Here is a 25177-nt window from a genome sequence, read left to right on the forward strand (position 1 = left end):
GTGCCGTGGTCGTGTCAAACGCGGCGGGCGGTGGGGATCGCGGGGTCGTCGGTAGGCTGGGCCGGTTCCGTCCCTCGCATCGCAGGAGTCTCACATGTCCCAGGACCGCGTCGTCGTCGTCACCGGAGGAAACCGCGGCATCGGGCGTGCCATCGCCGAACGCTTTGTCGCCGAGGGCTGGCGCGTCGCCGTCACGGCTCGTTCGGGCGAGGGGCCGGAGGGAACGCTGACGGTCCGCGCCGACGTCACCGACGCCGCAGCGGTGGACGCGGCGTTCACGCAGGTCGAGGCCGAGCTCGGACCGATCGCCGTGGTCGTCGCCAACGCGGGCATCACCAAGGACACCCTTCTCCTGCGCATGAGCGAGGACGACTTCGACAGCGTCGTCTCCACGAACCTCGGGGGCGCGTTCCGCGTCGTCAAGCGCGCGTCGAAGGGGATGCTGAAGGCGCGCTGGGGTCGGGTCATCCTGATCTCGAGCGTCGTCGGTCTCTACGGCTCGGCCGGTCAGATCAACTACGCCGCCTCGAAGAGTGCGCTCGTGGGCTTCGCCCGGTCGCTCACGCGCGAGCTCGGCGGCCGCGGCATCACCGCGAACGTCGTCGCCCCCGGGTTCATCGAGACCGACATGACCGCCGAGCTCCCCGCGGACACGCAGGCCGAGTACAAGAAGAACATCCCGGCCGGTCGCTTCGCCTCGGCCGACGAGGTCGCCGGCGTCGTGACCTGGCTGGCCGGCGACGACGCCGCCTACATCTCGGGCGCCGTCATCCCCGTCGACGGCGGCCTCGGCATGGGGCACTGACAACCGCCTCGGAATCTCACCGCACCGCGCTCCGCAGCTTCTCGGCGAACGCCGCGGGCTGTGAGAACTGCGGCCAGTGCCCCGAACCGAGGTGCACCACCTCGGTGTCGCGGATACGGCCGAACTCCTCTGCCCACGGCCCCCACTCGGCGAGGACGGCGGGCAGGCTCTCGGCATCCAGCTGTCCCGACAGGATCGTCACGGGGATGCCGTAGCGCCGCTCGTCGGTGAGGGGGAGGTGATCGGTGGGCACCTGCCCGGGCACGGCGACGGTGTCGGACAGGGTGCGCTCTCGCGTGGCCGTGTCGAGGTCGGCCACGTCGGGCGCGTCGAAGAAGTCCCACCCCGGGAACGGGACCGTGCCGTCCTCGACGGGGAATTCGGAGATCATCGCCCCCGGGGGCGGCGGCATGGTGTCGACGAACACGACGCGCGCGACCCGGTCGGGGCGTCGGTCGGCCGCACCCCACACGACGTTGCCGCCACCGGAGTGACCGACGAGCACGACGGGGGAGTCGACGGCGTCGATCTGCTGCACGACCGCGTCGACCCAGTCGTCGATACGCGCGTTCGGGCTGCCGGGCAGCGTGAGGGGATGCGGCCGGTGACCCGCCGCGACGAGCGTGGGCACCACCGCATCCCACGAGGATGCCGTGAGCCAGAGACCGGGAACCAGGATGACGTCCATGGCGCGACGATACGACGGGCCTCCGACATCGGCCACCCCCGCCGTGGGCGGGCGCGGGACCGGGCGCCTCAGAGCCGCGACGACAACAGGGCATGCGCCCGGAACAGGCCGATTCGGCCGACGTCGGCCTGTTCTCGGCGCACCGCCTGTTCTCGTGACAGGAACATGGATGCCGTGCCCCGGCGCTCCCGCGAGCGACGGCCCCGCGCGACGTCAGCGGGGGAGCAGCGCGATGACCTCGGCGAGGTCGACGCGGCCGACCACGACATCGGCCTGGGCGCGCACGGCGGGCTTGGCGTTGAACGCGATCCCCAGGCCGGCGGCCGCCATCATGCGCAGGTCGTTCGCGCCGTCACCGATCGCGAAGGTCAGCCCGATCGGCACGCCGTAGTCGGCCGCCCATTCGCGCAGCGTGTCGGCCTTGGCCGCGGCATCCACGATCGGTCCGTCCACCTCGCCCGTGAGGGCGTCGTCGGCGACGGCGAGGCGATTCGCCCGCCACACGTCGACGCCGAGATCGGGGGCGACGGTGTCGAGCACTTCGTGGAACCCGCCCGAGACGACACCGACGCGCCCGCCACGGGCGTGGACGGCGTCGATGAGCTCGCGTACGCCCGGCGTCGGCTCGATACGGGCGATCGCGCGCGCGAAGGCCTCGACCGGGACGCCGGTCAGCGCGGAGACGCGCGAGCGCAGGCTCGCGGCGAAGTCGACCTCGCCGCGCATGGCGGCTTCGGTCGCCGCGGCCACCTCGGCGCCGCGTCCGGCTTCGTCGGCGAGGAGTTCGATCACCTCGTTGCGGATGAGGGTGGAGTCGGCGTCGAGCACGACGAGGAAACGAGCAGGCGCGGGCACGGCCTCGACCCTAGCGCGTCACGCGAAGACCCACGCGACGCCCGGTGCCGAGCGCGCGCGTAGGCTCGAAGCGCCCGTGCACGCCGCCGAAAGGAACCCCATGGCCGACGTCGAGAGCTTCACGCTCGACCACACCGCCGTCCTCGCTCCCTACATCCGCCTCATCGGCACCGAGTCGGGGCCCCGCGGCGACGTCATCTCGAACTTCGACGTCCGTCTCGTGCAGCCCAACCAGGGCGAGATCCCCACCGCCGGCATCCACACGATCGAGCATCTGCTCGCCAGCCTGCTCCGCGACCGCATCGACGGCGTCATCGACATCTCGCCGTTCGGATGCCGCACCGGCTTCCACCTCATCATGTGGGGCGAGCCCGATCTCGGTGACGTGGTCACGGCCGTCACCGATTCTCTGCGTGCGATCGCCGAGGACGTCGAGTGGGAGGACGTGCCGGGCACCGACGCCTTCAGCTGCGGCAACTACCGCGACCACAGCCTGCACACCGCGCGCGAGTGGTCGAAGCTCGTGCTCTCGCAGGGCATCAGCCGCGACGCTTTCGCCCGCGTCGGCATCTGACCCGCGCGGACGACGAAGGGGCGGCGACCATCACGGTCGCCGCCCCTCTCGGCATCCGGGATCAGCCTTCGACGCGCACGTCCTTGCCGACGACGGTGATGCCGGTCTCGGTGACGGTGAAGCCGCGGGCCAGGTCGTGCTCGCGATCGACACCGATCGTGGATCCGGGTGCGAGCGTGACGTTCTTGTCGAGGATCGCGCGGTGGATACGCGCTCCCGCGCCCACCTGCACCCCGTCGAAGAGGACCGAATCGGTGATCGTCGAGCCGCCGCCGGCGAGTGCCCACGGACCGACGACGCTGTGTTCGAGGTGGGTTCCGGACAGCACCGAGCCGAGCGACACGATCGAGTCGATCGCGTTGCCGATGCGGCCGACCGAGTCGCGGACGAACTTCGCCGGCGGAGCGTTGAAGGTCTGCGAGTAGATCGGCCAGTCGGTGTTGTAGAGGTTGAAGATCGGCAGGGTCGAGATGAGATCCATGTGGGCGTCGTAGAACGACTCGATCGTGCCGACGTCGCGCCAGTACGACCGGTCGCGCGGCGTCGAGCCGGGGACGTCGTTGCGCTGGAAGTCGTACACGGCCGCCTCGCCGCGGTTGACGAAGTACGGGACGATGTCGCCGCCCATGTCGTGCGCGGAGGTCGGCAGTTCGCCGTCGTGCGTGACGGCCTCGACGAGCGCGTCCGCGTCGAAGATGTAGTTGCCCATTGACGCGAGCACCTCGTGCGGGGCGTCGGCGAGGCCCGTCGGGTTCTGCGGCTTCTCGAGGAATTCGCGGATCATCGTGGGATCGCTCGGGTCGGTGTCGATGACGCCGAACTGGTTCGCCAGCGAGATCGGTTGACGGATGCCGGCGACCGTGGCCCTCGCGTCCGAGGCGATGTGCGCCTCGAGCATCTGCCCGAAGTCCATGCGGTAGACGTGGTCGGCGCCGATCACAACGACGATGTCGGGCTTCTCGTCGCGGATGAGGTTCATGCTCTGCAGGATCGCGTCGGCCGACCCCGAGAACCACCGCTTGCCCAGGCGCTGCTGGGCGGGAACGGATGCCACGTACGCGTTGAGCATCGGTGACATACGCCACGTCTGCGAGATGTGGCGGTCGAGGCTGTGCGACTTGTACTGCGTGAGCACGACGAGCTGGCGAAGCCCCGAATTGATGAGGTTCGAGATCGCGAAGTCGATGAGGCGGTACTGCCCCCCGAACGGCACGGCCGGTTTCGCCCGGTCGGCCGTCAGGGGCATGAGTCGCTTTCCCTCGCCGCCGGCGAGGATGATTCCGAAGACCTTCGGCGCTGCAGGCATGGCACCACCCTAGGGCGCGAAAATCCCCTGGGCTATACGTCGAACCGGGTGGTTCGCGTGTTGTACGGTTCGTCTCATGCGCGTCGACGTCGTCACCAAGGAGTACCCGCCGGAGATCTACGGGGGAGCGGGCGTCCACGCGACGGAGCTGGTCCGGGCGCTGCGCGCCGAGGGGACCGAGGTGCAGGTGCGGGCTTTCGGCGCGGCACGCGACGAGTCCGACACGACGTCGTACGCGGTGCCCGCGGAGCTCGCCTCCGCCAACGGCGCGATCCAGACTCTCGGCACCGATCTCGAGATCGTCTCTGACGTCGCCGGAGCCGACGTCGTGCACTCCCACACCTGGTACGCCAATTTCGCCGGGCATCTGGCCTCGTTGCTGCACGGCATCCCCCACGTCGTCACCGCGCACAGTCTCGAGCCGCTGCGGCCGTGGAAGGCCGAGCAGCTCGGCGGCGGCTACGCGGTGTCGAGCTTCATCGAGAAGACGGCCTACGAAGGGGCGGCGGCCGTCGTCGCCGTGAGCGAGGGCATGCGCCAGGACATTCTGCGCAGCTACCCTTCGCTGGACCCCGACAAGGTCCGCGTCATCTACAACGGCATCGACACCGAGGCGTGGCATCCCGTCACGGACGACGCGTTCCTCGCCGAGGCCGGAATCGACCCCGCGCGTCCGTCGGTCGTGTTCGTCGGACGCATCACGCGGCAGAAGGGGTTGCCATACCTGCTGCGCGCGGCCGAGAAGCTGCCGCCCGAGGTGCAGCTCGTGCTGTGCGCCGGCGCGCCCGACACCCCGCAGATCCTCGCCGAGGTGGAAGAGCTCGTCCGCGGGCTGCAGGCCACGCGCGAGGGCGTCGTCTGGATCGACCGCCTGCTGCCCCGGCACGAGCTGTGCGCGATCCTCACCGCGGCGACAACGTTCGTATGCCCTTCCGTCTACGAGCCCCTCGGCATCGTCAACCTCGAGGCGATGGCGTGCGGCGCCGCCGTCGTCGGTACCGCCACCGGTGGCATCCCCGAAGTGGTCGTCGACGGTGTCACCGGGCGGCTCGTGCCGATCGAGCAGGTGCAGGACGGCACCGGCACGCCCGTGGATCCCGAGCGTTTCGTCGACGATCTGGCGCGCGTGCTCACCGAAGTGGTGATGGATGCCGCGCGCGCCGCGCAGTACGGGGAAGCCGGTCGGGCCCGGGCGATCGAGGACTTCAGCTGGGCCGCGATCGCCCAGACCACCGCGGCGCTGTACGCGGAGGTCGCGGGTCGGTAGATGGGGTGCGGCGCGCGTCCCCAGGGCGGGGTGGCGCGCCGGAGTTCGTCCGCCCGGGCCGTTAGGCTGGGGGCATGCCGCAGGTTCTGGAGTTCTCCGACGTCGTCGTCCGCCGGAACGCCCGGGACATCGTGTCCCACCTCGACTGGACCGTCTCGGACGATGAACGCTGGGTGGTGCTCGGCCCGAACGGCGCCGGCAAGACCACCGTTCTGCAGCTCGCCGACACGCTCCTGCACCCCACCTCGGGTGCCGTGACCATCCTCGGCGAGCGACTGGGGCGCACCGACGTGTTCGAGCTGCGCCCGCGCATCGGCTTCGCCTCGTCGGCCATGGCCCGTCGCGTCCCGCCGGAGGAGACCGTCCTCGACGTCGTGCTGACCGCGGCGTTCTCGGTGACCGGCCGGTGGCGCGAGCAGTACGAGGACATCGACGAGCGCCGCGCGCTGCGGGTCCTCGCCGAGTGGCGCCTCGACCATCTCGCCGACCGGACGTTCGGCACACTCTCGGACGGCGAGCAGAAGCGCGTGCAGATCGCCCGTGCCGTCATGACCGACCCCGAGCTGCTGCTCCTCGACGAGCCCACGGCGAGCCTCGATCTCGGCGCCCGCGAAGAGCTCCTGTCGCTGCTCTCCGGCTACGCGCAGGCGCCGACCACTCCGGCGATGATCATGGTGACGCACCACGTCGAGGAGATCCCCGTCGGATTCACCCACGTCCTGCTGCTGCGCGACGGCGAGGTCGTGGCATCCGGACCGCTCGCCGAGGCGCTCACGGCCGAGAATCTGACGGCGACGTTCGGTGTCCCGATCACGCTGACGCAGGACGCCGGACGGTACGCCGCTCGCGCGACGTCCTGAGCGTCGTCCGCGCGCGCGGAGCCTGGTAGACTCGTCCTTTGGTGCCTCCGGCGCCGCAGACTTTGACCGTCCTGGCAGAATCCAGGGCACCACTCCTCAAAGGACCTCCCATGCAGACTGACATCCACCCCACGTACAAGGCCGTCGTGTTCCGCGACCTCGGTTCGGGCGACACCTTCCTCACCCGTTCGACCGTCTCGAGCGACAAGACGATTGAGCTGGACGGTGTGGAGTACCCCGTCATCGACGTGGAGATCTCGTCTGCCTCGCACCCCTTCTACACGGGTAAGCAGCGCATCATGGACTCGGCCGGTCGCGTCGAGAAGTTCAACCAGCGCTTCAAGAACTTCGGTGGCTCGCGCTGAGTCGCAGCACCGCAGAAACGCCCCTTCGTCTTCGGACGGAGGGGCGTTTCTCGTTTCGGGTCGGCCGCGTGCCGGCGGCAGGCCGAGGTCGGGGCGTCGGACCCCCCGCTCAGCGGATCGGCCACGCTCCGTCGAGCGGGGGAGCCTCGGCATCCAGTCGTCCGATCGTGACGAAGTACTCGGTGAGGCTCGCCGCTTGCGCGCGCGCCCAGGCGATCTGTCGGGTGTGCAGTTCGTCGAGGGTCGGCGGCAGCCAGGCGGCGTAGCGCTCGGCGAGCGCGAGGGCCAGGCGTCCGGCAGCGACGGCGTCGGCGCACGCCTCGTGGGCGGCGTCGAGCGGCACCGCGTAGTGCGCGGCGACGTGGGTCAGCGTGCGCTTGCCGCGCCGGTAGCGGTCGTAGGTCTTGTCGACCACGAGCGGGTCGATCACGGGCGACGGCGCATCGATGGGCGGGATGCCGTGACGCAGCGCCTCGTGCTTGAGGAGCGAGAAGTCGAACGGCGCGTTGTACGCGACGACCGGGATGCCGGCGTCGAACAGCGCGCGCAGCGCCTCGACGACCTCGGCGACGACCGTCGGCGCCGCGGCTCCTTCGGCGCGGGCACGCTCGGTGGTGACGCCGTGGATGGCGGCCGCGCCCGCGGGGATCTCGACGCCGGGGTCGGCCAGCCAGTCGCGCGCGTCGATGACGTGCCCGCCGGCGTCGAGCACGCCCACGTGCGCCGTCACGATGCGATCGTTGACCACGTCGACCCCGGTGGTCTCGAGGTCGAACACTCCGACGACGCGCGCCCACTCGGGCGTCTGGAACATCGGGAGCGGCTCGGCCTGCCACGTGGTCATGCGCCCAGGCTAGGGCGGGGTTCCGACACGGCCGCGGAGGCACTCCGGCGCGGACGGGCTCGCGGCCCGTCCCGGGTGCGTGCCCGCGCCGGGGGGTGCACCGAAAACAGGCGCTATGCGGAGAACAGGCCGGTTTGCCGCGGATCGGCATGTTCTCGCGGCATCCCCTGTTCTCGCATCGGCGCGGGCCGCTCCGGCGCACCCGGCCAAGACGGTGTCACCCCCTCTCGTAGACTCGACGGATGCCGAACCCCTACGCCGCGCTGCTCGCCGAGATCCCGGTGCAGCGGCAGACGGCCGAGATCCTGGGCGGCACGACGGCCTACTGGACGTACGGCGACGCCGACGCCGCGATCACGATCGTCGCGGTGCACGGCTTCCGCGGTGAGCACCACGGCCTCGAGCCGGTCGTGGCGCACCTTCCCGGCATCCGGGTGATCTCGCCCGACCTGCCGGGGTTCGGCGAGACCGCGCCGCTGCCCGGCCGTGCGCATGACCTCGACGCGTATGCCGCGTGGTTGCGGACGTTCGTCGAGACCGTCGCGCCGGGTGCGGTGGTGCTCGGGCACTCGTTCGGCTCGATCGTCGCCTCCGCAGCCGTCGCGGGGGGCCTGGCCACACCGAAGCTCATCCTCGTCAACCCGATCGGCGCTCCGGCCCTCGAAGGTCCGCGCGGGGTGCTCACGCGTCTCGCGGTGTTCTACTACCTCGCCGGTGCGAAGCTGCCACGCCCGATCGGCGACGCCCTCCTGCGCAACGGCGTCATCGTGCGCGTGATGAGCGTCGCGATGGCTAAGACGCGCGACGCCGATCTGCGCCGCTTCGTGCACGAGCAGCACGACACGTACTTCTCGCGCTTCGCCGACCGCGACGTGCTGCACGAGGCGTTCGTGACGAGCGTCTCCCACGACGTGCGGGAGTTCGCCCCGCGCATCGCCCAGCCCACGCTCCTCGTCGCGGCCCAGAAAGACGACATCACGCCCATCGAGGCCGAGCGCCACCTCGCGACGCTCTTCCCGCGCGCTGAGCTGGTGGAGATCCCCGACGTGGGGCACCTGATCCACTACGAGACTCCGGCCGCGGCGGCATCCGCGATCATTCGCTTCCTGCGCGGGCCCTCCGCCGCCGGTACGCGTTGACGTTCATGCGGTTGCCGCAATTGCCCGAGTCGCAGTAGCGCTTGGAGCCGTTCTTCGAGAAGTCGACGTAGACCCCCTCGCAGTCATCGGCGTCGCACGTGCGCACGCGCGCGTACTCGTCGGCGCGGATGACGTCGACGAACGCGAGTGCGGCCTCGACGAGCATCCGCCGAGCGAGGGGCTCGTCGGGGTCGCTCGCGTGGATGTGCCAGTCCATGTCGTCGTGGCGCACGAGCTGGGGGAGGGCGCGACCGTCGGCGAGCATCCCGTTGACCAGCGGTACGGCTCCGTCCCGGTCGACCGTCCACAGATCGCGCAGACGCCCCCGGATGCCACGCACCGCGGCCACTTCTCGGGCGTCGTGCGTGCGCGAGCCGGTGTAGCCGTGACGCGTCGTGAAGTCCTCGAGATGAACGAGGTCGACGAGGCCGTCGACACCGCTCGTGTCGGACTCGGGGAGCGTGTTGACCAGCTCGACCGTGGCGCGGAGGACGAGCTCGGTGTCACGGATGAAGACCATGTTGACTCCTGACAGGCGGACGCTCTACTGTCACGAGTGTAAACGTACTTCACTCCTGACAGCGGGCAGCCATGACCACCTCCTCCGTCGCCCTCCCACGCCCGACGCATCACGGTTCCACCGCCGTCACAGGCCTCGTGATCGCGGTCGCCTCGGCGCTGGCGTTCTCGTCCAGCGGCCCGTTCGTGAAGCCGCTGCTCGACGGCGGCTGGTCGCTGGGCGCCGTCCTCGTCATACGGATGGGGCTCGCGGCCCTGCTGCTGTCGCCCGCGCTCATCCGGGCGATTCGTCGGCAGCCGGGATTTCTGCGGCGGCACGGGCTGCTCATCCTCGCGTTCGGCCTCACGGCGGTCGCCGGATGCCAGGTGTTCTACTTCGCGGCGATGCAGCGCATGCCGGTCGCGGTGGCGCTCCTGATCCAGTACATCGCGCCCGTGCTCCTCGTCATCGCGGTGTGGGCGCGCACACGGCGGGCGCCGTCGAAGCTCGTCATCGTCGGTTCCGTCGTCGCGATGGCCGGTCTCGTCCTCGTCGTCGACATCAGCGGTGCGCGTTTCGACCTGCTCGGCACCCTGTTCGCACTGTGCGCCGCGGTGTGTGCGGCGGCCTACTTCGTCATCGCGGGGCGGGCCGGCGACGATCTGCCCCCGCTCGCGCTCGCCGCGGGCGGCCTGCTGACCGGCACGCCGGTGATGGGGGTGCTGATCGTGACGGGCGTGCTGCCCTTCGCCGCCCCCGCGATCACCGTGTCGATGCTGGGGCTCGAGGTCCCCGGCATCCTGCCCCTGCTGTGGGTCGGCGGCGTCGCGACGACCCTCGGCTACGCGCTCGGCGTCATCGCCGTGCCGCTGATCGGGTCGCGGCTGGCGTCGTTCGTCGGGCTGAGCGAAGTGCTGTTCGCCCTCGGATTCGCCTGGTTGCTGCTGGGCGAGACCCCCGCACCGGTGCAGTTCGTCGGGGGAGCGCTCATCCTGGCCGGTGTCGTGCTCGTGCGACTGGATGCCGATGGCCCGGCCGAACCGCGCACCGAGACGGCGAGCGTGCCGGTCGTCCCGGCGCCCTGACAGCGCGCCGCTACAGCTGCTCGCGCGCCAGGTCCATCAGCGGCGCGACGCGGTAGCCGATGACCTCGCCCATCACGAGCGAGGTCTCGGTGCGTTCGACGCCCTCGATCGAGAGGATGCGGGCGTCGGTGTCGAACAAGTGCTGGGTGTCGCGGCAGGCCACCCGCACGAGCAGGTCGACCTGTCCGCTGAGGCCGTGTGCCTGCAGCACTTCGGGCACTCGGGCGAGGGCTTCACGGATCGCAGGCAGCTCGGCCTGCCGCACCGTGACCTGCAGGAACGCCTCGATCGGGAAACCCAACGCCTCGGCCGACAGCGTGCGCTCGTAGGACAGGAACACGCCGCCCTTCTCGAGGCGGCCCATCCGCGCCTGGACGGTGTTGCGCGAGAGGCCCAGCTTCTCGGCGAGCGCGACGACGGTGGCGCGGGGATCGTGGGACAGGGCGCGGAGGAGGTCGAGGTCGACCGCGTCGAGCTTGGTCATGGTGCGAAACATTAGCAGGATGCTCGGTCATCGCAATGCGCACAATGCTGAACCCGTGGCGCGGGTCTTGAGCGCCCTGCCTTCCCCGCGTACGGTCGGCCGTGTCGGCGACGCCGCCGGCACCCGGACTGCCCCGCTCCCACGAGGATCGCGGGCCGCACCTGGAGGGATGACGATGACGTACACCCAGACCACTCCTCACCACGGATCGGCTGTCGACGGAACCGCGGCGGATGCCGAACGAACGCACGAGTCCGCTGCGCGGGGGAGGACGCCCCGCTCCGAGGACGGGGGCGACGTCGCCCGACTGCTCGAACCGGACGGGACGCGCGTGCCCGATCCCGCGCTGGACCCCTGGATCGCCGACCTGTCGCCGCACGAGCTGCGCGCCCTCCACCGCGACATGGTCCTCACCCGCCGCCTGGATGCCGAGGGCGTCGCGTTGCAGCGTCAGGGGCAGCTCGCGCTGTGGGCACCGTGTCGCGGTCAGGAGGCGGTGCAGATCGGCACCGCTCACGCACTCTCCGCCGGCGACTTCGCCTTCCCCAGCTACCGCGAGCACGGCGTCCTCTTGGCGCGCGGGGCGAAGCCCGAGGGCTACATGCTCGCGTGGCGTGGCGAGGAGCACTCCGCCTACGACCACGCGAGCATCAACGTCGCGCCCATGCAGATCATCATCGGAGCCCAGGCGCTGCACGCCACCGGGTGGGCGATGGGTGCGCAGCGCGACGGCTCCACCGACGTCGCCGTGGCGTACTTCGGCGACGGTGCGACGAGCCAGGGCGACGTCAACGAGGCGATGGTGTTCGCGTCGTCCTTCGGCGCGCCGGTGGTCTTCGTCTGCTCCAACAACCAGTGGGCGATCTCGGAGCCGGTCACCGTCCAGGCGAAGCACCCCATCGCGGGCCGGGCGCCGGGCTTCGGCATCCCGAGCCTGCGGATCGACGGCAACGACGTGCTCGCGTGCGTCGCCGCCATGCGGTGGGCGCTGGACCGCGCGCGCCGGGGCGAAGGACCCTCGTTCCTCGAGGCCGTGACGTATCGGATGGGGCCGCACACGACGTCGGACGACCCGACCCGCTACCGCACGGTGGACGAGGTCGAACGGTGGGCCGAGCGCGACCCGATCGCCCGGTTCGAGGCGTACCTGTGCGCCGAGGGCGTGCTCGACGACTCCGCGCTCGCCGAGGTCGCCGCGGCCGCCGACGCTCTCGCCGCCGAGGTGCGAGCCGCCTGCATCGGGGCGGTCACCCGGGCCCCGGAGACCGTGTTCGACCACGTCTACGCCGAACCCCACGCCCCGTTGGCCGCTCAGCGCGCCGAGTACGTCGAGTACCTCGCGGGCTTCGCCACGGAGGAGGACCGATGACCGCGCTCACCCTCGGATCGGCGATCACCGCGGGCCTGGCCCGGGCGATGTCCGACGATGACCGGGTCCTGCTCCTGGGGGAGGACATCGGCACGCTCGGCGGCGTCTTCCGGGTCACCGACGGCCTGCAGGAGCGCTTCGGTGCCCCGCGCGTCATCGACACCCCGCTCGCCGAGGCCGGCATCGTCGGCACCGCCGTCGGCCTCGCCCTGCGCGGCTACCGGCCCGTCGTCGAGATCCAGTTCGACGGCTTCGTCTACCCCGCCTTCGATCAGATCGTCTGCCAGGTCGCCAAGCTCCACTACCGCAGCAACGGACGCATCCGGATGCCGCTGGTCATCCGCATCCCCTGGGCCGGCGGCGTGGGGGCTGCCGAGCACCACTCCGAGTCGCCCGAGGCGTATTTCGTGCACACGGCGGGTCTGCGGGTCGTGACCGCCTCGACCCCGCAGGACGCCTACGTCATGCTGCGTCAGGCCGTGGCATCCGACGATCCGGTCGTGTTCTTCGAGCCGAAGCGTCTGTACCACTCCAAGGGCGAGGTCGATCTGGACGCCGATCTCGCCGACGCCCCGCCCCTGCACCTCGCCCGCGTCGCCCGGGAGGGAACGGGCGTGACGATCGTCACCTATGGCGCCTCGGTGCGCACGGCGTTGGATGCCGCTCTCGCCGCCGAGGACGAGGGGATCTCGCTCGAGGTGATCGACGTGCGGTCCCTGTCGCCGATGGACCTCCACACCGTCGCCGCATCGGTGCGCAAGACCGGCCGGGTCGTCGTCGTCCACGAGGCGGCGCGCCAGGCGGGGATGGGCGCTGAGATCGTGGCGAGCATCACCGAGCGCTGCTTCCCCTTCCTCGAGGCGCCGCCGCAGCGCGTCACCGGGCACGACATCCCGTATCCGCCGGCCAAGCTCGAGAAGCACCACGTGCCCGACCTCGACCGCATCCTGCACGCGGTGGATCGGGTGTGGGAGCGCGATACCGGCGCGCCTCCCGCGGGTGGCGTCGCGGCCGCCGGAAGCACCGTCGAAGAGGGTGTCCGATGATCGCCGAATTCCGCCTTCCTGATCTCGGCGAGGGACTGCCCGAGGCCGAGATCGTGCTGTGGCACGTCGCCGAGGGCGACGAGGTGTCGCTGAACCAGACCATCGCCGAGGTCGAGACGGCCAAGGCGGTCGTCGAGATCCCCTCGCCCTACGCCGGGATCGTGCGGGGACTGCACGCCTCGGCCGGCGATGTCGTCGCCGTCGGCTCGCCCCTGGTGTCCTTCGCCGTCGGGGGAGACGAGAATGCCGGATCGGAACCCGAGCCGCCGGAGCCCACGGCCGCCCCGCCGGCGGACCGTCCGGCGGATTCGACACCCGACACGCCGGTGGCGGCGACCGCCGAGCGGCGTGTCGCCGACGATCTCCGCCCGACGGGCCGCGAGGGAGCGGCGACACCGAACCTCGTCGGGTACGGCGCGGCTCCGACGTCGCGCGTCCGGCCGCGGCGCCGCGCGCGCACGACCGCCACGACGGTCGACGTCGACTCCGCCGTCCAGGCGGCGGCGCCGCACGACGTCGTCCGCTCCGCTCCCGTCGAGGTGCCGGTCGAGCGGCCGCGCTCCACGCCGCCGGTCCGCAAGCTCGCCAAGGACCTCGGCGTCGACCTCGCCCGCGTGGCCGCCGTTCATCCCGGCGATCTCGTCACACGGGCGCACGTGGAGGAGTTCGCGCGCACTTCCCCTTCTCTCGCGTCGACGGTCCCCCCGGCTGTTCGTTCCGACCCGCGCGTCACGCGCACACCCATCCGCGGCGTGCGCAAGCACACTGCTGCCGCGATGGTGCGCAGCGCCTTCACCGCCCCGCACGCGACGACGTTCCTCACGATCGACGTCACCGCGACCACCGAGCTGCTGGCGTCCCTCACGCACGATCGCGCGCTCGACGGTCACCGGATCGGTGTGCTCGCGATCGTCGCGAAGGCGGTGTGCCTCGCGATCGGTCGCACGCCGGCGCTGAACGCGCACTGGGACGACGAGTCGGGCGAGATCGTCGAGCACCACTACGTGAACCTCGGCATCGCCGCCGCGACCGATCGTGGGCTCGTCGTGCCGGTGATCCGGGATGCCGAGACCCTCGCGCTCGTCGACCTCGCCGACGCGATCGCCGGGCTGGCCGCGACCGCGCGGGCCGGACGCACGGCCCCGGTGGACATGACCGGCGGGACGTTCTCGATCACGAACGTCGGGGTCTTCGGGGTGGATGCCGGCACGCCGATCCTCAACCCGGGCGAGGCCGGGATCCTCGCCGTGGGAGCGGTGCGCCGCACCCCGTGGGAGCACCGGGGCGAGATCGCCCTGCGCGACGTGCTGACTCTCAGCCTCTCGTTCGATCACCGCGTCGTCGACGGTGCGGAGGCCGCGCGCTTCCTCACCGACGTCGCCGGGGTGCTGCGCGAGCCGGGCAGAGCGATGCTGCTGCGGTGATCGCGGGGCGGCGAGCGCCCCCACCGACCCGAACGCCGCGTCCGCGGCATCCCCTTTTCCCGATCCCGAGGAGGATCCCCCGTGAGCATCGACACTCAGCACGCCTTCACCGACGACGAGCGCGAGCTCGCCGGAATGGTCCGCGAATTCGCCGACGAGGTGATCGCGCCGCGATCGTACGAGGCCGACCGCGCGCACGAACTGCCGCTCGACATCGTCGCGCAGATGGGGGAGCTGGGGCTGTTCGGCCTGCCGTTCCCCGAGGATGTCGGCGGACAGGGGGGCGACTACGCGGCGCTGTGCGTCGCGATCGAAGCCATCGCACGGGTGGACCAGTCGCTCGCGATCACCCTGGAGGCCGGCGTGGGACTGGGCGCCATGCCGCTGTACCGCTTCGGCAGCGACGCGCAGAAGGCCGAGTACCTCCCCGACCTCGTGGCCGGGCGCGCGCTCGCCGGGTTCGGCCTGACCGAGGCCGAGGCCGGCAGCGACGCGGGGGCGACCCGCACGACCGCGCGGCTCGACGGCGACGAGTGGGTGATCGACGGTTCGAAGCAGTTCATCACCAACTCCGGCACCGCCATCACGAGCTACGTCGCCGTCACCGCGGTGACCGACCGCAGCGGCGATCGCCCCGAGATCTCGACCCTCATCGTGCCCGCCGGCACCGCGGGTTTCACGGTCGGTCCGGCGTACGACAAGGTCGGGTGGAACGCCTCCGACACGCACCCGTTGACCTTCGACGGCGTGCGCGTGCCCGCGGCGAACCTCCTCGGCGAGCGCGGACACGGGTTCAAGAACTTCCTGCGCACGCTCGACGAGGGTCGCGTGGCGATCGCGGCCCTGGCGACCGGCGCCGCGGAGGGATGCCTCGAGGCGGCGGTCGCCTACGCCCGGAGCCGCACCGTCTTCGGCGATCGCCTGTCGACGCGGCAGAACGTGCAGTTCACGCTCGCGCGGATGCACGCCCGGGTGCACACCGCGCGGTTGGCGTGGGTGCACGCCGCGCGCCTGTGCGATGCGGGAAAGCCCTTCGCGGTGGATGCCGCGGTGGCCAAGATGACCGCGAGCGACGCGGCGATGGCGAACGCGCGCGACGCCACGCAGATCTTCGGCGGGAACGGCTTCATCAACGAGTACCCGGTGGCGCGGCACTACCGGGACTCGAAGATCCTCGAGATCGGCGAGGGGACGACCGAGGTGCAGCTCATGGTGATCTCGCGAGCACTGGGCCTGTGGGGGAGTACCGTGGCCGCATGATCGAGCAGCGTGGCCTGTTTCTGGAGGAGTTCATCGTCGGCGAGCGCTATGTGCACCGGCCCGGGCGGACGGTCACCGAGGCCGATAACGTCCTGTTCACGACCCTCACGATGAACGCGCAGGCCCTGCACCTGGATGCCGCGTACGCGGCCACCCAGCCGTTCGGTCGCACGCTGATCAACTCGATGTGGACGCTGTCGACGCTCGTGGGTCTCTCGGTCGCGCAGCTGACCCAGGGCACGCTCGTCGCGCAGCTCGGGTTGACGGACGTGAGTTTCCCGGCGCCGCTGTTCATCGGCGACACCCTCCTCGCCGAGACCGAGGTGGTCTCGGCACGCGCCTCGGCGTCGCGTCCCGGCCAGGGCGTGGTCGTGCTCGCGCACACCGGACGTTCGCAGAACGACGAGGTCGTGGCCACCGCGACCCGGACGGTGCTGGTGTGGTCGATGGATGCCGCGACGTGACCGGGGCGTTCGATCTCGGCCCGGCGCTGCTCTTCGTCCCCGGCGACCGCCCCGAGCGCCTCGCGAAGGCGCGGGAGAGGGCGGATGCCGCGATCCTCGACCTCGAGGACGCCGTCGCCCCGGATGCCAAGGAGGTCGCGCGCGCGGCCCTGATCGCCGCGGACCCCGATCCGGACCGGGTCATCGTGCGGGTCAACGCGCCCGCCACCCCTGAGTTCGCCCGGGATCTCGCGGCCCTCGCCCGCACCCGCATCCGCCGCGTGATGGTCGCCAAGGCCGAGTCCGCGGCATCCCTCGCGCCCGTCGACGCGTACGAGGTCATCGCCCTGTGCGAGACCGCGCGCGGGGTGGCCGCGGCGGAAGAGCTCGCAGCGCTGCCGTCGGTGGTCGCGCTGATGTGGGGAGCGGAAGACCTCGTGGCGAGCATGGGCGGCACCTCCAGCCGCCGTGACGACGGCGCGTACCGCGATGTCGCACGGCTCGCCCGCGCCCGCGTGCTGCTGGCGGCGGGAGCGTTCGGGAAGGCCGCGATCGACGCCGTGCACGTCGACATCGCCGATCTCGACGGTCTGTCGTCCGAAGCTCGGGATGCCGCCGCCTCGGGCTTCACCGCGACTGCGTGCATCCACCCGGGCCAGGTCGCGACCATCCGGTCGGCGTACGCGCCGACGCCGGATCAGCGCACGTGGGCCGAGGGCGTGCTCGCGGCAGCCGCAGGGGAGCGGGGCGTGTTCCGCTACGAGGGGCGCATGATCGACGAGCCGATCCTGCGGCACGCCCGCGCGCTGCTCCGGCGCGCCGGGACGTGAGTCCCGAAGCGGCCGCTCAGCTCACGACGCCGGCGTAGGCCAGCAGCTCCCAGGCCTCGCCGTCGAGGCGGAAGACGGTGGCGGAGCAGTTGGGCAGTCGCTCGCCGACGCGGGGGAACGCTCCGTCGGTGGCGTGCAGGATGACCTCGCGGATGAGCGCTCCGTGCGCCACCGCGATGACGTGTGCGCCCTCGGGGGTCTCGGACACGACCTCGGCGATCGACGCCAGCGCGCGTTCGCGCACGAGCGGCCACGCCTCGGCGCCCGGGACCTGAGCGGTGTTCCACGGCCCGTAGGTCGCGGCGAAGGTCTGTGCGTCCATGCCCTCGGCGTCGCCGTAGGAGCGTTCGCGCAGGCCCGGGAGGCGACGGGTGACGGTGGTGCCGAGGGCCGCGGCGATCGTGTCGGCGGTCTCGGCGGCGCGCGACAGGTCGCTCGAGACGACGACGACATCGCTCCCGACGAGATCGTCGGCGAGGGTCGCGGCGACCTCGCGGGCCTGCGCGCGACCCGTGTCGTTGAGGGGGATGTCGGTCGAGCCCTGGATGCGTTGGCCGGCGTTCCAGTCGGTCTCGCCGTGGCGTACGAGGGTGAGGATCGTCACGAGTCGAGCCTAACCCGCACTCCCCGGTGCGGCCCCGCGAGCGTCACGCCAGGGGCGGCAGCCGCTCGGACAACGCCCGCAGCACGTCGGTCGTACCGCCCTCGATCTTGACCGCCGCACGCTGGTCGGCGCGGGTCTCGCCGCGGTTGATGATCACGACGGGGAGGCGGCGGCGCCGCGCCCGCTCCACCAGGCGGATGCCGGAATTGACCACGAGCGAGGAGCCGGCCACGACCAGCGCTTGGCTGGCGTGCACGAGTTGTTCGGCCTCGCGGAACTTCTCGACCGGGATGTACTCGCCGAAGAACACCACGTCGGGCTTCAGTGTCCCGCCGCACACCGAGCACACCGGGACGACGAAACCGTCAGCCGATGCCGGGGTGACATCGCCGTCGGGACCGAGTTCGACGTTCTCGGGCAGAGCGATCCACGGATTGTCGGCTTCGACGCGTGCCGCGAGGTCGCGGCGGTCGAACACCTGCCCGCAGTGCAGACACCCCACGCGGCGCATCGTGCCGTGCAGCTCGACGACGCGGTGACTGCCGGCGCGCACGTGGAGCCCGTCGACGTTCTGCGTGATGACACCGGTGGAGACGCCGGAGTCCTCGAGCGCGGCGAGCGCGCGGTGGCCGTCGTTGGGTGCGGCGGCGGCGAACACCTTCCAGCCGAGGTGACTGCCGACCCAGTACCGGCGGCGCGCGTCGGCGCTGGCCAAGAACTGCTGCGCCGTCATCGGGGTGCGCGTGGGCGCTCCCTTGCCGCGGTAGTCGGGAATGCCGGAGTCGGTGGACACGCCCGCGCCGGTCAGGACGGCGATGCGGCGCCCGGCGAGCACCTCGACGGCTCGATCGATGGATGCCGCGATCCCGGCATCCTTCGTCGTGTCCGTCATGCCCACCTCCGTCGGATCGAGTCTAGGACCGCCCGCCGACACCGTCGTCGCCGCCCGCTCGGCGCCACCCCCGGCGGTTCGCAAGGGCGACCACGGATAATCGGGCCATGACCCCCACACCCTCCCCGGCCTTCTTCGACGTCACCCGCCTCCGCCGCGTGCGGCCGTGGGGAGGGGATCCCGTCGACATCGTCATCGAGGACGGACGCATCGCGCGGGTCGCGCCGGTCGGCTCCGACCCCGTCGGCGCCCGGGAGTTCGACGGGCGCGGGATGCTGGCCCTCCCCGGGATCATCAACGCCCACGCGCACGTCGACAAATCGTGGTGGGGCCTTCCGTGGCAGTCGTACGGCGGCGAGTCGAGCACCGAGGGGCGCATCCGCCACGAGCGGGACCGGCGCGAGGCCCTCGGCATCCCCTCGGTCCCGCGTGCCGCGCGCGTGCTCGCGGAACTCGTGCGGCACGGCACGACCGCGATCCGCAGTCACGTCGACGTCGACGCCGGGATCGGGCTGCGCGGGATCGACGCCGTCGCCGAGGCCGCCGCCGCGTACGGGGGTGCCGTCGAGGTGCAGATCGTCGCGTTCCCGCAGGACGGGGTGCTGCGCCGCCCCGGAGTGCTCGACCTGCTCCGGGCCGCCGCCGCGCACGACGCCGTCCGCTGGATCGGCGGTCTCGACCCCGCGACGATCGACCGCGACCCGGTCGGTCAGATCGACGCGATCACCGCGCTCGCCGCCGACACCGGTCGCGGCGTCGACATCCACCTGCACGATCCCGCCGAGCTCGGCGCCTTCCAGATCGAGCTGATCGTCGAGCGCGCCGTGCGCCTCGGGCTGCAGGGGCGTGTGAACATCGCGCACGGCTTCGCCGTCGCGCAGCTCGACCCCGCGCACCGGCGTGACCTGCTCGGCGCGATGGGCGAGGCCGGGGTCAGCATGACGACCGTCGCGCCGCTGCGCCTGCCGCAGCTGCCGCTGGACGAGCTGGATGCCGCAGGAGTGCGGTTCGGGCTCGGCACCGACGGTATCCGCGACCTGTGGAGCCCGTACGGCACCGGCGACACGCTCGGGATCGCGTGGCAGTACGCCCGCGCCGGCGGACTCGTGCGTGACGACGACCTCCTCCGCGTCGTGCAGCTGGCCACCAGCGCGGGAGCGTGGGCGGTCGGACGCGAGACGCACGACCTCGTCGAGGGTGCTCGTGCCGACATCGTGCTCGTGGATGCCGAGAACCCCATGGACGCGCTCGTACGCCAGCCCGAGCGGGCCCTCGTCATCGGCGGCGGACGCGTCCTGCACGTGGCCTGAGGCGGGGCGGGGGCGGTGTCCGCTCCCCGCCTGGCAGAGTGGGACGATGCCCGTCATCGCCCTGGACTCCGCCGACGACCCGCGCCTCGCCGACTACCGCGACCTCACGGACGTGACGCTGCGTCGCGTGAGCGAGCCCGCGGGCGGCCTGTACATCGCGGAGTCGTCGAAGGTGCTCGACCGGGCGCTGCGCGCCGGACACCGTCCCCGCTCCGTGCTCGTGCAGGAGAAGTTCCTTACCGACACCCTCGCCCTCGTCGGCGAGGGTGCCGAGATCTACGTCGTCCCGGCCGAGGTCGCCGAACAGGTCACCGGGTACACCGTGCACCGGGGGCTGCTGGCATCCATGCACCGTCCGCCGCTCCGGTCCGTGGCGGAGGTCGTGGCGGGCGCGCGGCTCGTCGTCGTGCTCGAGGACATCGTGGATCACACCAATGTCGGTGCGGCGTTCCGTTCGGCCGCGGCTCTCGGCGCGGACGCGGTGCTCGTGACCCCGCGCTGCGCCGACCCGCTGTACCGGCGGAGCGTCCGGGTCAGTATGGGCACGGTGTTCCAGGTGCCGTGGACGCGGTTGCCCGAGTGGACCGCGGCGAAGCCGCTGCTCGAGGGTGCGGGGCTGCACCTGGCCGCCCTCGCGCTCGCCGACGACGCCGTGACCCTCGACGCTTTCGCCGCCGCGGGGCATGAGCGGGTGGCTCTGCTGATGGGTTCCGAGGGCGACGGCCTGAGCCGGGGTGCGCTCGCCGCCGCCGATACGGTCGTGACGATCCCGATGGCCGGGGGAGTGGACTCTCTCAACGTCGCCGCGGCGAGCGCCGTGGCGCTGTGGGAGCTGGGGCGCGCGCTGCGCTGAGGTGCGGGGCTCAGACCTGCGTCTCGCGGGCGGCCGTGGCATCCTGCCCGGGGGCGAGGAAGGTCACGGGCAGCGGTTCGGGCCGCTTGGGGAGGATGTGGTCGCCCGAGGACTCGTGGCGCAGGCGCCGCAGCACCCAGGGCACGAGGTATTCGCGCGCCCAGACGAAGTCCTTCTCGCGGGCGGCGCGCCAGGTCGTCGGTGTCAGCGCCTCGGGCTGCATCGGCTGCAGGTCGTTCGGTACGTTGAGCGCGCGCAACACCATGCGTGCGACCTCGTGGTGGCCGAGCGTGTTGTAGTGCAGCCGGTCGTCATCGAAGAAGCGCATGTCCTGCACCTCTTTCAAACCCCACTGGTTGGCGACGATGCAGTCGTAGCGGTCCGCGATGGAGCGGATGTTCTCGTTGTAGATCGCGACCTTTCCTCGGATGCCGCGGAACACCGGGGTGAACTCCGTGTCGATGCCGGTGAAGACCACGACCGTGGCGCCCCCGCTGCGCAGACGGACCACCGCGTCTTCGAACTGCTGGGCGACGACGTCGGGATCGGTCTTGGGGCGGATGACGTCGTTGCCCCCCGCCGAGAACGTGATGAGGTCGGGCTTCAGGGCCAGGGCCGGCTCGATCTGATCGGCGACGATCTGCGCGATGAGCTTGCCCCGCACGGCGAGATTCGCATAGGCGAAATCGTCGACCTGCGCCGCCAGCACTTCGGCCACGCGGTCGGCCCAGCCGCGGTGACCGCCGTCCGGCAGCGGGTCGCCGATCCCCTCGGTGAAGGAGTCGCCGAGGGCGACGAACCGGCGCCAGGGGTGCGGGCCGGGGTTGTCGGGCGCGGACGGGACGCGGGGCGAGTGCGGGTCGAGTGTCATCGAAACCTCCTCCTCCAGGCTATCCCCGGGCTCCGACAGGGCAAGGGCCGCACCCCCGCGATAAACGCTTCCTGCACTGGGAAACGCGCGCAGCGAGCGTGTTTCGGTGCAGGAAGCGTTTATCGCCGATGGGGCGGCGGAACGTCCACAGCCCGGCGCGGGAGGGCCGGTCCGTGACCTATCGTTGATGTTCGCGCTCGCGAGGGATGGAGGTTCGATGCTGGAAGACGACACCCGCACCACGCCCCTCCCCGACACCTCGCACACCACGGCTCCCGTCGCGGCCGATCCGGCCTTCGGCACGATCCCGGCCCCGCGTGACTCCGCGCCGGGCGGCACCCCGTCCCTCGACCTCGAGCCCCGCGACCCCGACGGCACCGAGCCGCACTTCGGCAGCTTCGCCGCCGAGCACCTCTCGCCCTCGTTCCCGCAGCGCGCCCCCTGGGGCACCGCCCAGCGCTTGCGCGCGTGGCAGGCCGAGGCGCTCGACCTGTATTTCGGCCTCGACGGACCCGACGGCGAGGGCAAGGGCCCGCGCGACTTCCTCGCCGCCGCCACCCCGGGCGCCGGAAAGACCACGTTCGCCCTGCGTCTCGCCAGTGAGCTCATGCGCCGCCGCGTCGTCGATCGCATCGTCGTCGTCGCCCCCACCGAGCACCTCAAGACCCAGTGGGCCGAGGCCGCCGCGCGGGTCGGCATCCGCCTCGATCCGTTCTTCTCCAACCGCCACGCCACGCCCTCGCGGCAGTACCACGGCGTCGCGGTCACCTACGCGCAGGTCGCCGTCAAGGCCGAGGTGCACCAGCGCCTGACGATGGATGCCAGAACCCTGGTGATCCTCGACGAGGTGCACCACGGCGGCGACGCCCTCAGCTGGGGCGACGCGCTCCGCGAGGCGTACGGGCGGGCGACCCGGCGCCTGCTGCTGTCGGGGACGCCGTTCCGTAGCGACACCGCGCCGATCCCGTTCGTGGAGTACCACCCCAACGACAAGGGCATCCGCCTCTCCCGCACCGACTACGCCTACGGCTACCGTCGTGCGCTCGACGACGGCGTCGTCCGCCCCGTGTTCTTCCTCGTCTACGCCGGGCAGATGCGCTGGCGCACCAAGGCCGGCGAAGAGATGGAGGCCCAGCTCGGTCAGGACAACACGAAGGACATCACCTCGCAGGCGTGGCGCACCGCGCTCGACCCCAACGGCGACTGGATCCCCGCGGTCCTGCGCTCGGCCGACCGGCGGCTCACCGAGGTGCGCGAGACGGTCCCGGATGCCGGAGGCCTCGTCATCGCGACCGACCAGACCGCCGCGCGCGCCTACGCCACGATCCTCGAGGACATCAGCGGCGAGAAGGTCACGGTCGTCCTCTCCGACGAGGCCGAGGCCTCGAGCCGCATCGAGACATTCTCGAAGGGCACGAGCCGCTGGATGGTCGCCGTGCGCATGGTGTCCGAGGGCGTCGACGTCCCGCGCCTCGCCGTCGGCGTGTACGCCACGAGCGCCTCGACCCCGCTGTTCTTCGCTCAGGCCATCGGCCGATTCGTGCGGGCCCGACGCCGCGGCGAGACCGCGAGCGTGTTCCTCCCCAACGTGCCGCCGCTCCTCGCCCTCGCCGGCGAGATGGAGGCCCAGCGCGACCACGCCCTCGACCGCGACAGCGACGCGGAAGACCAGTGGAACGCCGAAGAAGACATGATGGATGCCGCCGAGCGCGAGGACAAAGCCTCCGACGCGCTCGAGCAGGAGTTCGAGTACCAGGCGCTCGGGTCGCTCGCCCACTTCGACCGAGTGCTCTTCGACGGGCAGGAATTCGGCCAGCTCGCCGTCCCCGGCACGATCGAAGAAGAGGAGTTCCTCGGCATCCCGGGGCTTCTCGAGCCCGAACAGGTGCACGAAGTCCTCATGACGCGGGCCTCCCGTCAGTCGCGGCACCGCTCGAGCCGCGAGGAGCAGCAGAAGGCGAGCGGACAGGAGCCACCGGGCGTCGACGAGGGCGGTCTGCCCCAGCCACTGCACCGCACCCTCAAAGAGCAGCGGCAGCTGCTCAACAGCCTCGTCGGGCTGTACGCCCGCCGCACCGGAGAGCCGCACGGGCTCGTCCACGCCGAGCTCCGCCGCATCTGCGGGGGCCCCGCGGTCTCGCACGCCACCGTCGCGCAGCTCCAGGCCCGCATCGAGGTGCTGCGCCAGCGCGTGCGCTCCTGACGCCGCCCGGTGGCGGTTTCGCGCTTCCGAAATGCTGGCACGGAGCCCGTGGCATCCCCGTCTTTCCGGGGTTCGGGGCCCCGAAATGCTGTCAGTATCGGCCGACGCGCCCGGGGGAACGGATGCCGCCGCCTAACGTGGGGGCGACCCGAAGGAGACCCGTGACGATCGCCGCCACACCCACCGCCCGCGACCGCCGCCGCTGGGCGCGCTACCTCGTCGACGAACGCGCCGAGGCGCGCGTCTACCGCGACCTCGCCAGCCGCCGCACCGGCGAGGAGCGCGAGATCCTCCTCGCGCTCGCCGAGGCCGAGGGCCGCCACGAGCAGCATTGGCTCGACCTGCTCGGCGACACCCCGCAGCGACTGCCGCGCGCGGGGTTCGGCACGACGATGCTCGCGTGGATGGCGCGCCGCTTCGGCTCGATCTTCGTGCTCGCGCTGGCCCAGAACGCCGAGGCGCGCTCGCCGTACGCCGACGAGCCCTACGCCACGGCGCAGATGGCCGCCGACGAGCAAGTGCACCACGAGGTCGTGCGGGGTCTCGCCGCGCGCGGACGCCGGCGCCTGTCCGGCACGTTCCGCGCCGCCGTCTTCGGCGCGAACGACGGCCTGGTGTCCAACCTCGCGCTCGTGATGGGCGTGGGGGCCACGGGCGTGGCCCCCAGCTTCGTGCTGTTCAGCGGAATCGCGGGCCTGCTCGCCGGGGCCCTGTCGATGGGCGCGGGCGAGTTCGTGTCGGTGCGCTCGCAGCGAGAGCTGCTCAAGGCCACCGAGGAGAGCGACTACGCCGACTCGGCCCTGCCGCACCTCGACCTGGATGCCAACGAGCTCGCGCTCGTGTACCGCACACGCGGGATGGACGCCGACGAGGCTCTCGCGAAGGCCCGAGACGTCGTCTCGGCCGCGCAGAACGGCAACGCTCCGGTGGCGGCCGCCCCCGGGGAGTCCTCGCACGATGTGGTCGGGAGCGCCTGGGGGGCGGCTCTGTCGAGCTTCCTGTTCTTCGCCTCGGGCGCGATCATCCCCGTGCTGCCGTGGCTGTTCGGGCTGAGCGGACTCGTCGCGGTTGTGGTGGCCCTCGTGCTCGTGGGCATCGCCCTCCTCGGGACCGGTGCGATGGTGGGTCTGCTGTCCGGAGCGTCGCCGCTCAAGCGCGGCCTCCGTCAGCTCGCGATCGGCTTCGGCGCCGCCGCGGTGACGTACGTGTTGGGCCTGCTCTTCGGCGTGTCCGCGGCCTGAATCTGCGGCATCCATCGATAAACGCTCTCGCGAGTGAGACGCGGCATGGCACGCTGTCTC

26 protein-coding genes are annotated in these 25177 nt (G+C 71.7%); 17 read left to right on the forward strand and 9 right to left on the reverse strand.

The features are described 5' to 3' along the window. The first annotated feature begins 94 nt into the window (after nt 1-94). Nucleotides 95-805, forward strand: coding sequence for a 3-oxoacyl-ACP reductase FabG (fabG, locus tag FE256_RS11690; protein ID WP_138175798.1), 711 nt, complete (start codon nt 95-97; stop codon nt 803-805). A gap of 16 nt (nt 806-821) precedes the next feature. Here the strand turns inward: fabG and FE256_RS11695 are convergent, their stop codons facing one another. Beyond that, nucleotides 822-1493 carry an alpha/beta fold hydrolase gene (locus FE256_RS11695; RefSeq protein WP_138175800.1) on the reverse strand — a complete coding sequence of 224 codons (672 nt, stop codon included), beginning with the start codon at nt 1491-1493 and terminating at the stop codon, nt 822-824. Nucleotides 1494-1706: 213 nt separating this feature from the next. After that, entirely contained in the window at nt 1707-2348 is a 642-nt protein-coding gene (gene serB / locus FE256_RS11700; protein WP_138175802.1) for a phosphoserine phosphatase SerB, read from the reverse strand. Between the two features lie 100 nt (nt 2349-2448). Between serB and FE256_RS11705 the strand changes: the two genes are divergently transcribed. After that, nucleotides 2449-2922, forward strand: a complete 474-nt coding sequence (locus FE256_RS11705; protein WP_138175804.1) for an S-ribosylhomocysteine lyase — start codon at nt 2449-2451, stop codon at nt 2920-2922. A gap of 61 nt (nt 2923-2983) precedes the next feature. Here the strand turns inward: FE256_RS11705 and glgC are convergent, their stop codons facing one another. After that, complete coding sequence (gene glgC / locus FE256_RS11710; protein WP_138175806.1) at nt 2984-4228, reverse strand: glucose-1-phosphate adenylyltransferase; 1245 nt, start codon at nt 4226-4228, stop codon at nt 2984-2986. Nucleotides 4229-4304: 76 nt separating this feature from the next. Here glgC and glgA point away from each other — a divergent pair, with 76 nt between their 5' ends. The 3 genes from glgA to FE256_RS11725 all read left to right on the forward strand — a co-directional run bounded on the left by glgA (nt 4305) and on the right by FE256_RS11725 (nt 6720). Continuing rightward, complete coding sequence (glgA, locus tag FE256_RS11715; protein ID WP_138175808.1) at nt 4305-5495, forward strand: glycogen synthase; 1191 nt, start codon at nt 4305-4307, stop codon at nt 5493-5495. Nucleotides 5496-5569: 74 nt separating this feature from the next. After that, nucleotides 5570-6355, forward strand: a complete 786-nt coding sequence (locus tag FE256_RS11720) for an ABC transporter ATP-binding protein (RefSeq protein ID WP_138175810.1) — start codon at nt 5570-5572, stop codon at nt 6353-6355. Nucleotides 6356-6465: 110 nt separating this feature from the next. Continuing rightward, complete coding sequence (locus tag FE256_RS11725; RefSeq protein ID WP_138175812.1) at nt 6466-6720, forward strand: type B 50S ribosomal protein L31; 255 nt, start codon at nt 6466-6468, stop codon at nt 6718-6720. 109 nt (nt 6721-6829) lie between these two features. Here the strand turns inward: FE256_RS11725 and FE256_RS11730 are convergent, their stop codons facing one another. Next, the gene (locus tag FE256_RS11730) at nt 6830-7564 is read right to left on the reverse strand and encodes an exonuclease domain-containing protein (RefSeq protein ID WP_138175814.1); all 735 of its coding nucleotides are present in this window, start codon (nt 7562-7564) and stop codon (nt 6830-6832) included. A 242-nt stretch (nt 7565-7806) separates the two neighbouring features. Here FE256_RS11730 and FE256_RS11735 point away from each other — a divergent pair, with 242 nt between their 5' ends. After that, complete coding sequence (locus tag FE256_RS11735) at nt 7807-8703, forward strand: alpha/beta fold hydrolase (RefSeq protein ID WP_138175816.1); 897 nt, start codon at nt 7807-7809, stop codon at nt 8701-8703. On the opposite strand, the gene FE256_RS11740 is transcribed toward FE256_RS11735, so the two are convergent. Next, nucleotides 8660-9223, reverse strand: a complete 564-nt coding sequence (locus FE256_RS11740) for a CGNR zinc finger domain-containing protein (RefSeq protein WP_138175818.1) — start codon at nt 9221-9223, stop codon at nt 8660-8662. The two genes, FE256_RS11735 and FE256_RS11740, sit on opposite strands and share 44 nt — an antisense overlap. Nucleotides 9224-9294: 71 nt before the next feature. Between FE256_RS11740 and FE256_RS11745 the strand changes: the two genes are divergently transcribed. Then, nucleotides 9295-10287, forward strand: coding sequence for a DMT family transporter (locus tag FE256_RS11745; RefSeq protein WP_138175820.1), 993 nt, complete (start codon nt 9295-9297; stop codon nt 10285-10287). A 10-nt stretch (nt 10288-10297) separates the two neighbouring features. Here the strand turns inward: FE256_RS11745 and FE256_RS11750 are convergent, their stop codons facing one another. Next, on the reverse strand, nt 10298-10771 hold the full coding sequence (locus FE256_RS11750) for an Lrp/AsnC family transcriptional regulator (protein WP_138175822.1): 474 nt from the start codon (nt 10769-10771) through the stop codon (nt 10298-10300). Nucleotides 10772-10940: 169 nt separating this feature from the next. On the opposite strand from FE256_RS11750, the gene pdhA reads away from it, so the two are divergent. The 6 genes from pdhA (at nt 10941) to FE256_RS11780 (ending at nt 17143) form a co-directional block, all read left to right on the forward strand. Continuing rightward, nucleotides 10941-12140, forward strand: a complete 1200-nt coding sequence (pdhA, locus tag FE256_RS11755; protein WP_394529546.1) for a pyruvate dehydrogenase (acetyl-transferring) E1 component subunit alpha — start codon at nt 10941-10943, stop codon at nt 12138-12140. Then, on the forward strand, nt 12137-13186 hold the full coding sequence (locus FE256_RS11760) for an alpha-ketoacid dehydrogenase subunit beta (protein ID WP_138175826.1): 1050 nt from the start codon (nt 12137-12139) through the stop codon (nt 13184-13186). Before pdhA ends, FE256_RS11760 begins: the two co-directional genes overlap by 4 nt. Further along, the gene (locus FE256_RS11765) at nt 13183-14610 is read left to right on the forward strand and encodes a dihydrolipoamide acetyltransferase family protein (protein WP_138175828.1); all 1428 of its coding nucleotides are present in this window, start codon (nt 13183-13185) and stop codon (nt 14608-14610) included. Before FE256_RS11760 ends, FE256_RS11765 begins: the two co-directional genes overlap by 4 nt. Nucleotides 14611-14691: 81 nt before the next feature. Beyond that, a complete protein-coding gene (locus FE256_RS11770; protein WP_138175830.1) occupies nt 14692-15870 on the forward strand; it encodes an acyl-CoA dehydrogenase family protein in 1179 nt (392 codons plus the stop codon). Continuing rightward, nucleotides 15867-16334: a MaoC family dehydratase gene (locus FE256_RS11775; RefSeq protein ID WP_138175832.1), complete on the forward strand. Its 468-nt coding sequence runs from the start codon at nt 15867-15869 to the stop codon at nt 16332-16334. Before FE256_RS11770 ends, FE256_RS11775 begins: the two co-directional genes overlap by 4 nt. Further along, nucleotides 16331-17143, forward strand: a complete 813-nt coding sequence (locus tag FE256_RS11780) for an HpcH/HpaI aldolase/citrate lyase family protein (RefSeq protein WP_138175834.1) — start codon at nt 16331-16333, stop codon at nt 17141-17143. The genes FE256_RS11775 and FE256_RS11780 overlap by 4 nt, the downstream gene beginning before the upstream one ends. 16 nt (nt 17144-17159) lie before the next feature. Here the strand turns inward: FE256_RS11780 and FE256_RS11785 are convergent, their stop codons facing one another. Next, the gene (locus FE256_RS11785) at nt 17160-17747 is read right to left on the reverse strand and encodes a histidine phosphatase family protein (RefSeq protein WP_138175836.1); all 588 of its coding nucleotides are present in this window, start codon (nt 17745-17747) and stop codon (nt 17160-17162) included. Between the two features lie 43 nt (nt 17748-17790). After that, the gene (locus FE256_RS11790; RefSeq protein ID WP_138175838.1) at nt 17791-18639 is read right to left on the reverse strand and encodes a Sir2 family NAD-dependent protein deacetylase; all 849 of its coding nucleotides are present in this window, start codon (nt 18637-18639) and stop codon (nt 17791-17793) included. Between the two features lie 107 nt (nt 18640-18746). Here FE256_RS11790 and FE256_RS11795 point away from each other — a divergent pair, with 107 nt between their 5' ends. Further along, on the forward strand, nt 18747-19949 hold the full coding sequence (locus FE256_RS11795; protein WP_138175840.1) for an amidohydrolase family protein: 1203 nt from the start codon (nt 18747-18749) through the stop codon (nt 19947-19949). A gap of 46 nt (nt 19950-19995) precedes the next feature. Next, nucleotides 19996-20802 carry a TrmH family RNA methyltransferase gene (locus FE256_RS11800; protein WP_138175842.1) on the forward strand — a complete coding sequence of 269 codons (807 nt, stop codon included), beginning with the start codon at nt 19996-19998 and terminating at the stop codon, nt 20800-20802. Between the two features lie 10 nt (nt 20803-20812). Here the strand turns inward: FE256_RS11800 and FE256_RS11805 are convergent, their stop codons facing one another. Continuing rightward, nucleotides 20813-21673 carry an SGNH/GDSL hydrolase family protein gene (locus FE256_RS11805; protein ID WP_138175844.1) on the reverse strand — a complete coding sequence of 287 codons (861 nt, stop codon included), beginning with the start codon at nt 21671-21673 and terminating at the stop codon, nt 20813-20815. A 217-nt stretch (nt 21674-21890) separates the two neighbouring features. Here FE256_RS11805 and FE256_RS11810 point away from each other — a divergent pair, with 217 nt between their 5' ends. Next, nucleotides 21891-23876 carry a DEAD/DEAH box helicase gene (locus tag FE256_RS11810; RefSeq protein WP_138175846.1) on the forward strand — a complete coding sequence of 662 codons (1986 nt, stop codon included), beginning with the start codon at nt 21891-21893 and terminating at the stop codon, nt 23874-23876. Between the two features lie 122 nt (nt 23877-23998). Beyond that, the gene (locus tag FE256_RS11815) at nt 23999-25117 is read left to right on the forward strand and encodes a VIT1/CCC1 transporter family protein (RefSeq protein ID WP_138175848.1); all 1119 of its coding nucleotides are present in this window, start codon (nt 23999-24001) and stop codon (nt 25115-25117) included. Nucleotides 25118-25177: the final 60 nt, after the last annotated feature.

Source organism: Microbacterium sp. 5K110 (genome assembly GCF_005774735.1).
In the GTDB taxonomy this organism is placed as follows: domain Bacteria; phylum Actinomycetota; class Actinomycetes; order Actinomycetales; family Microbacteriaceae; genus Microbacterium.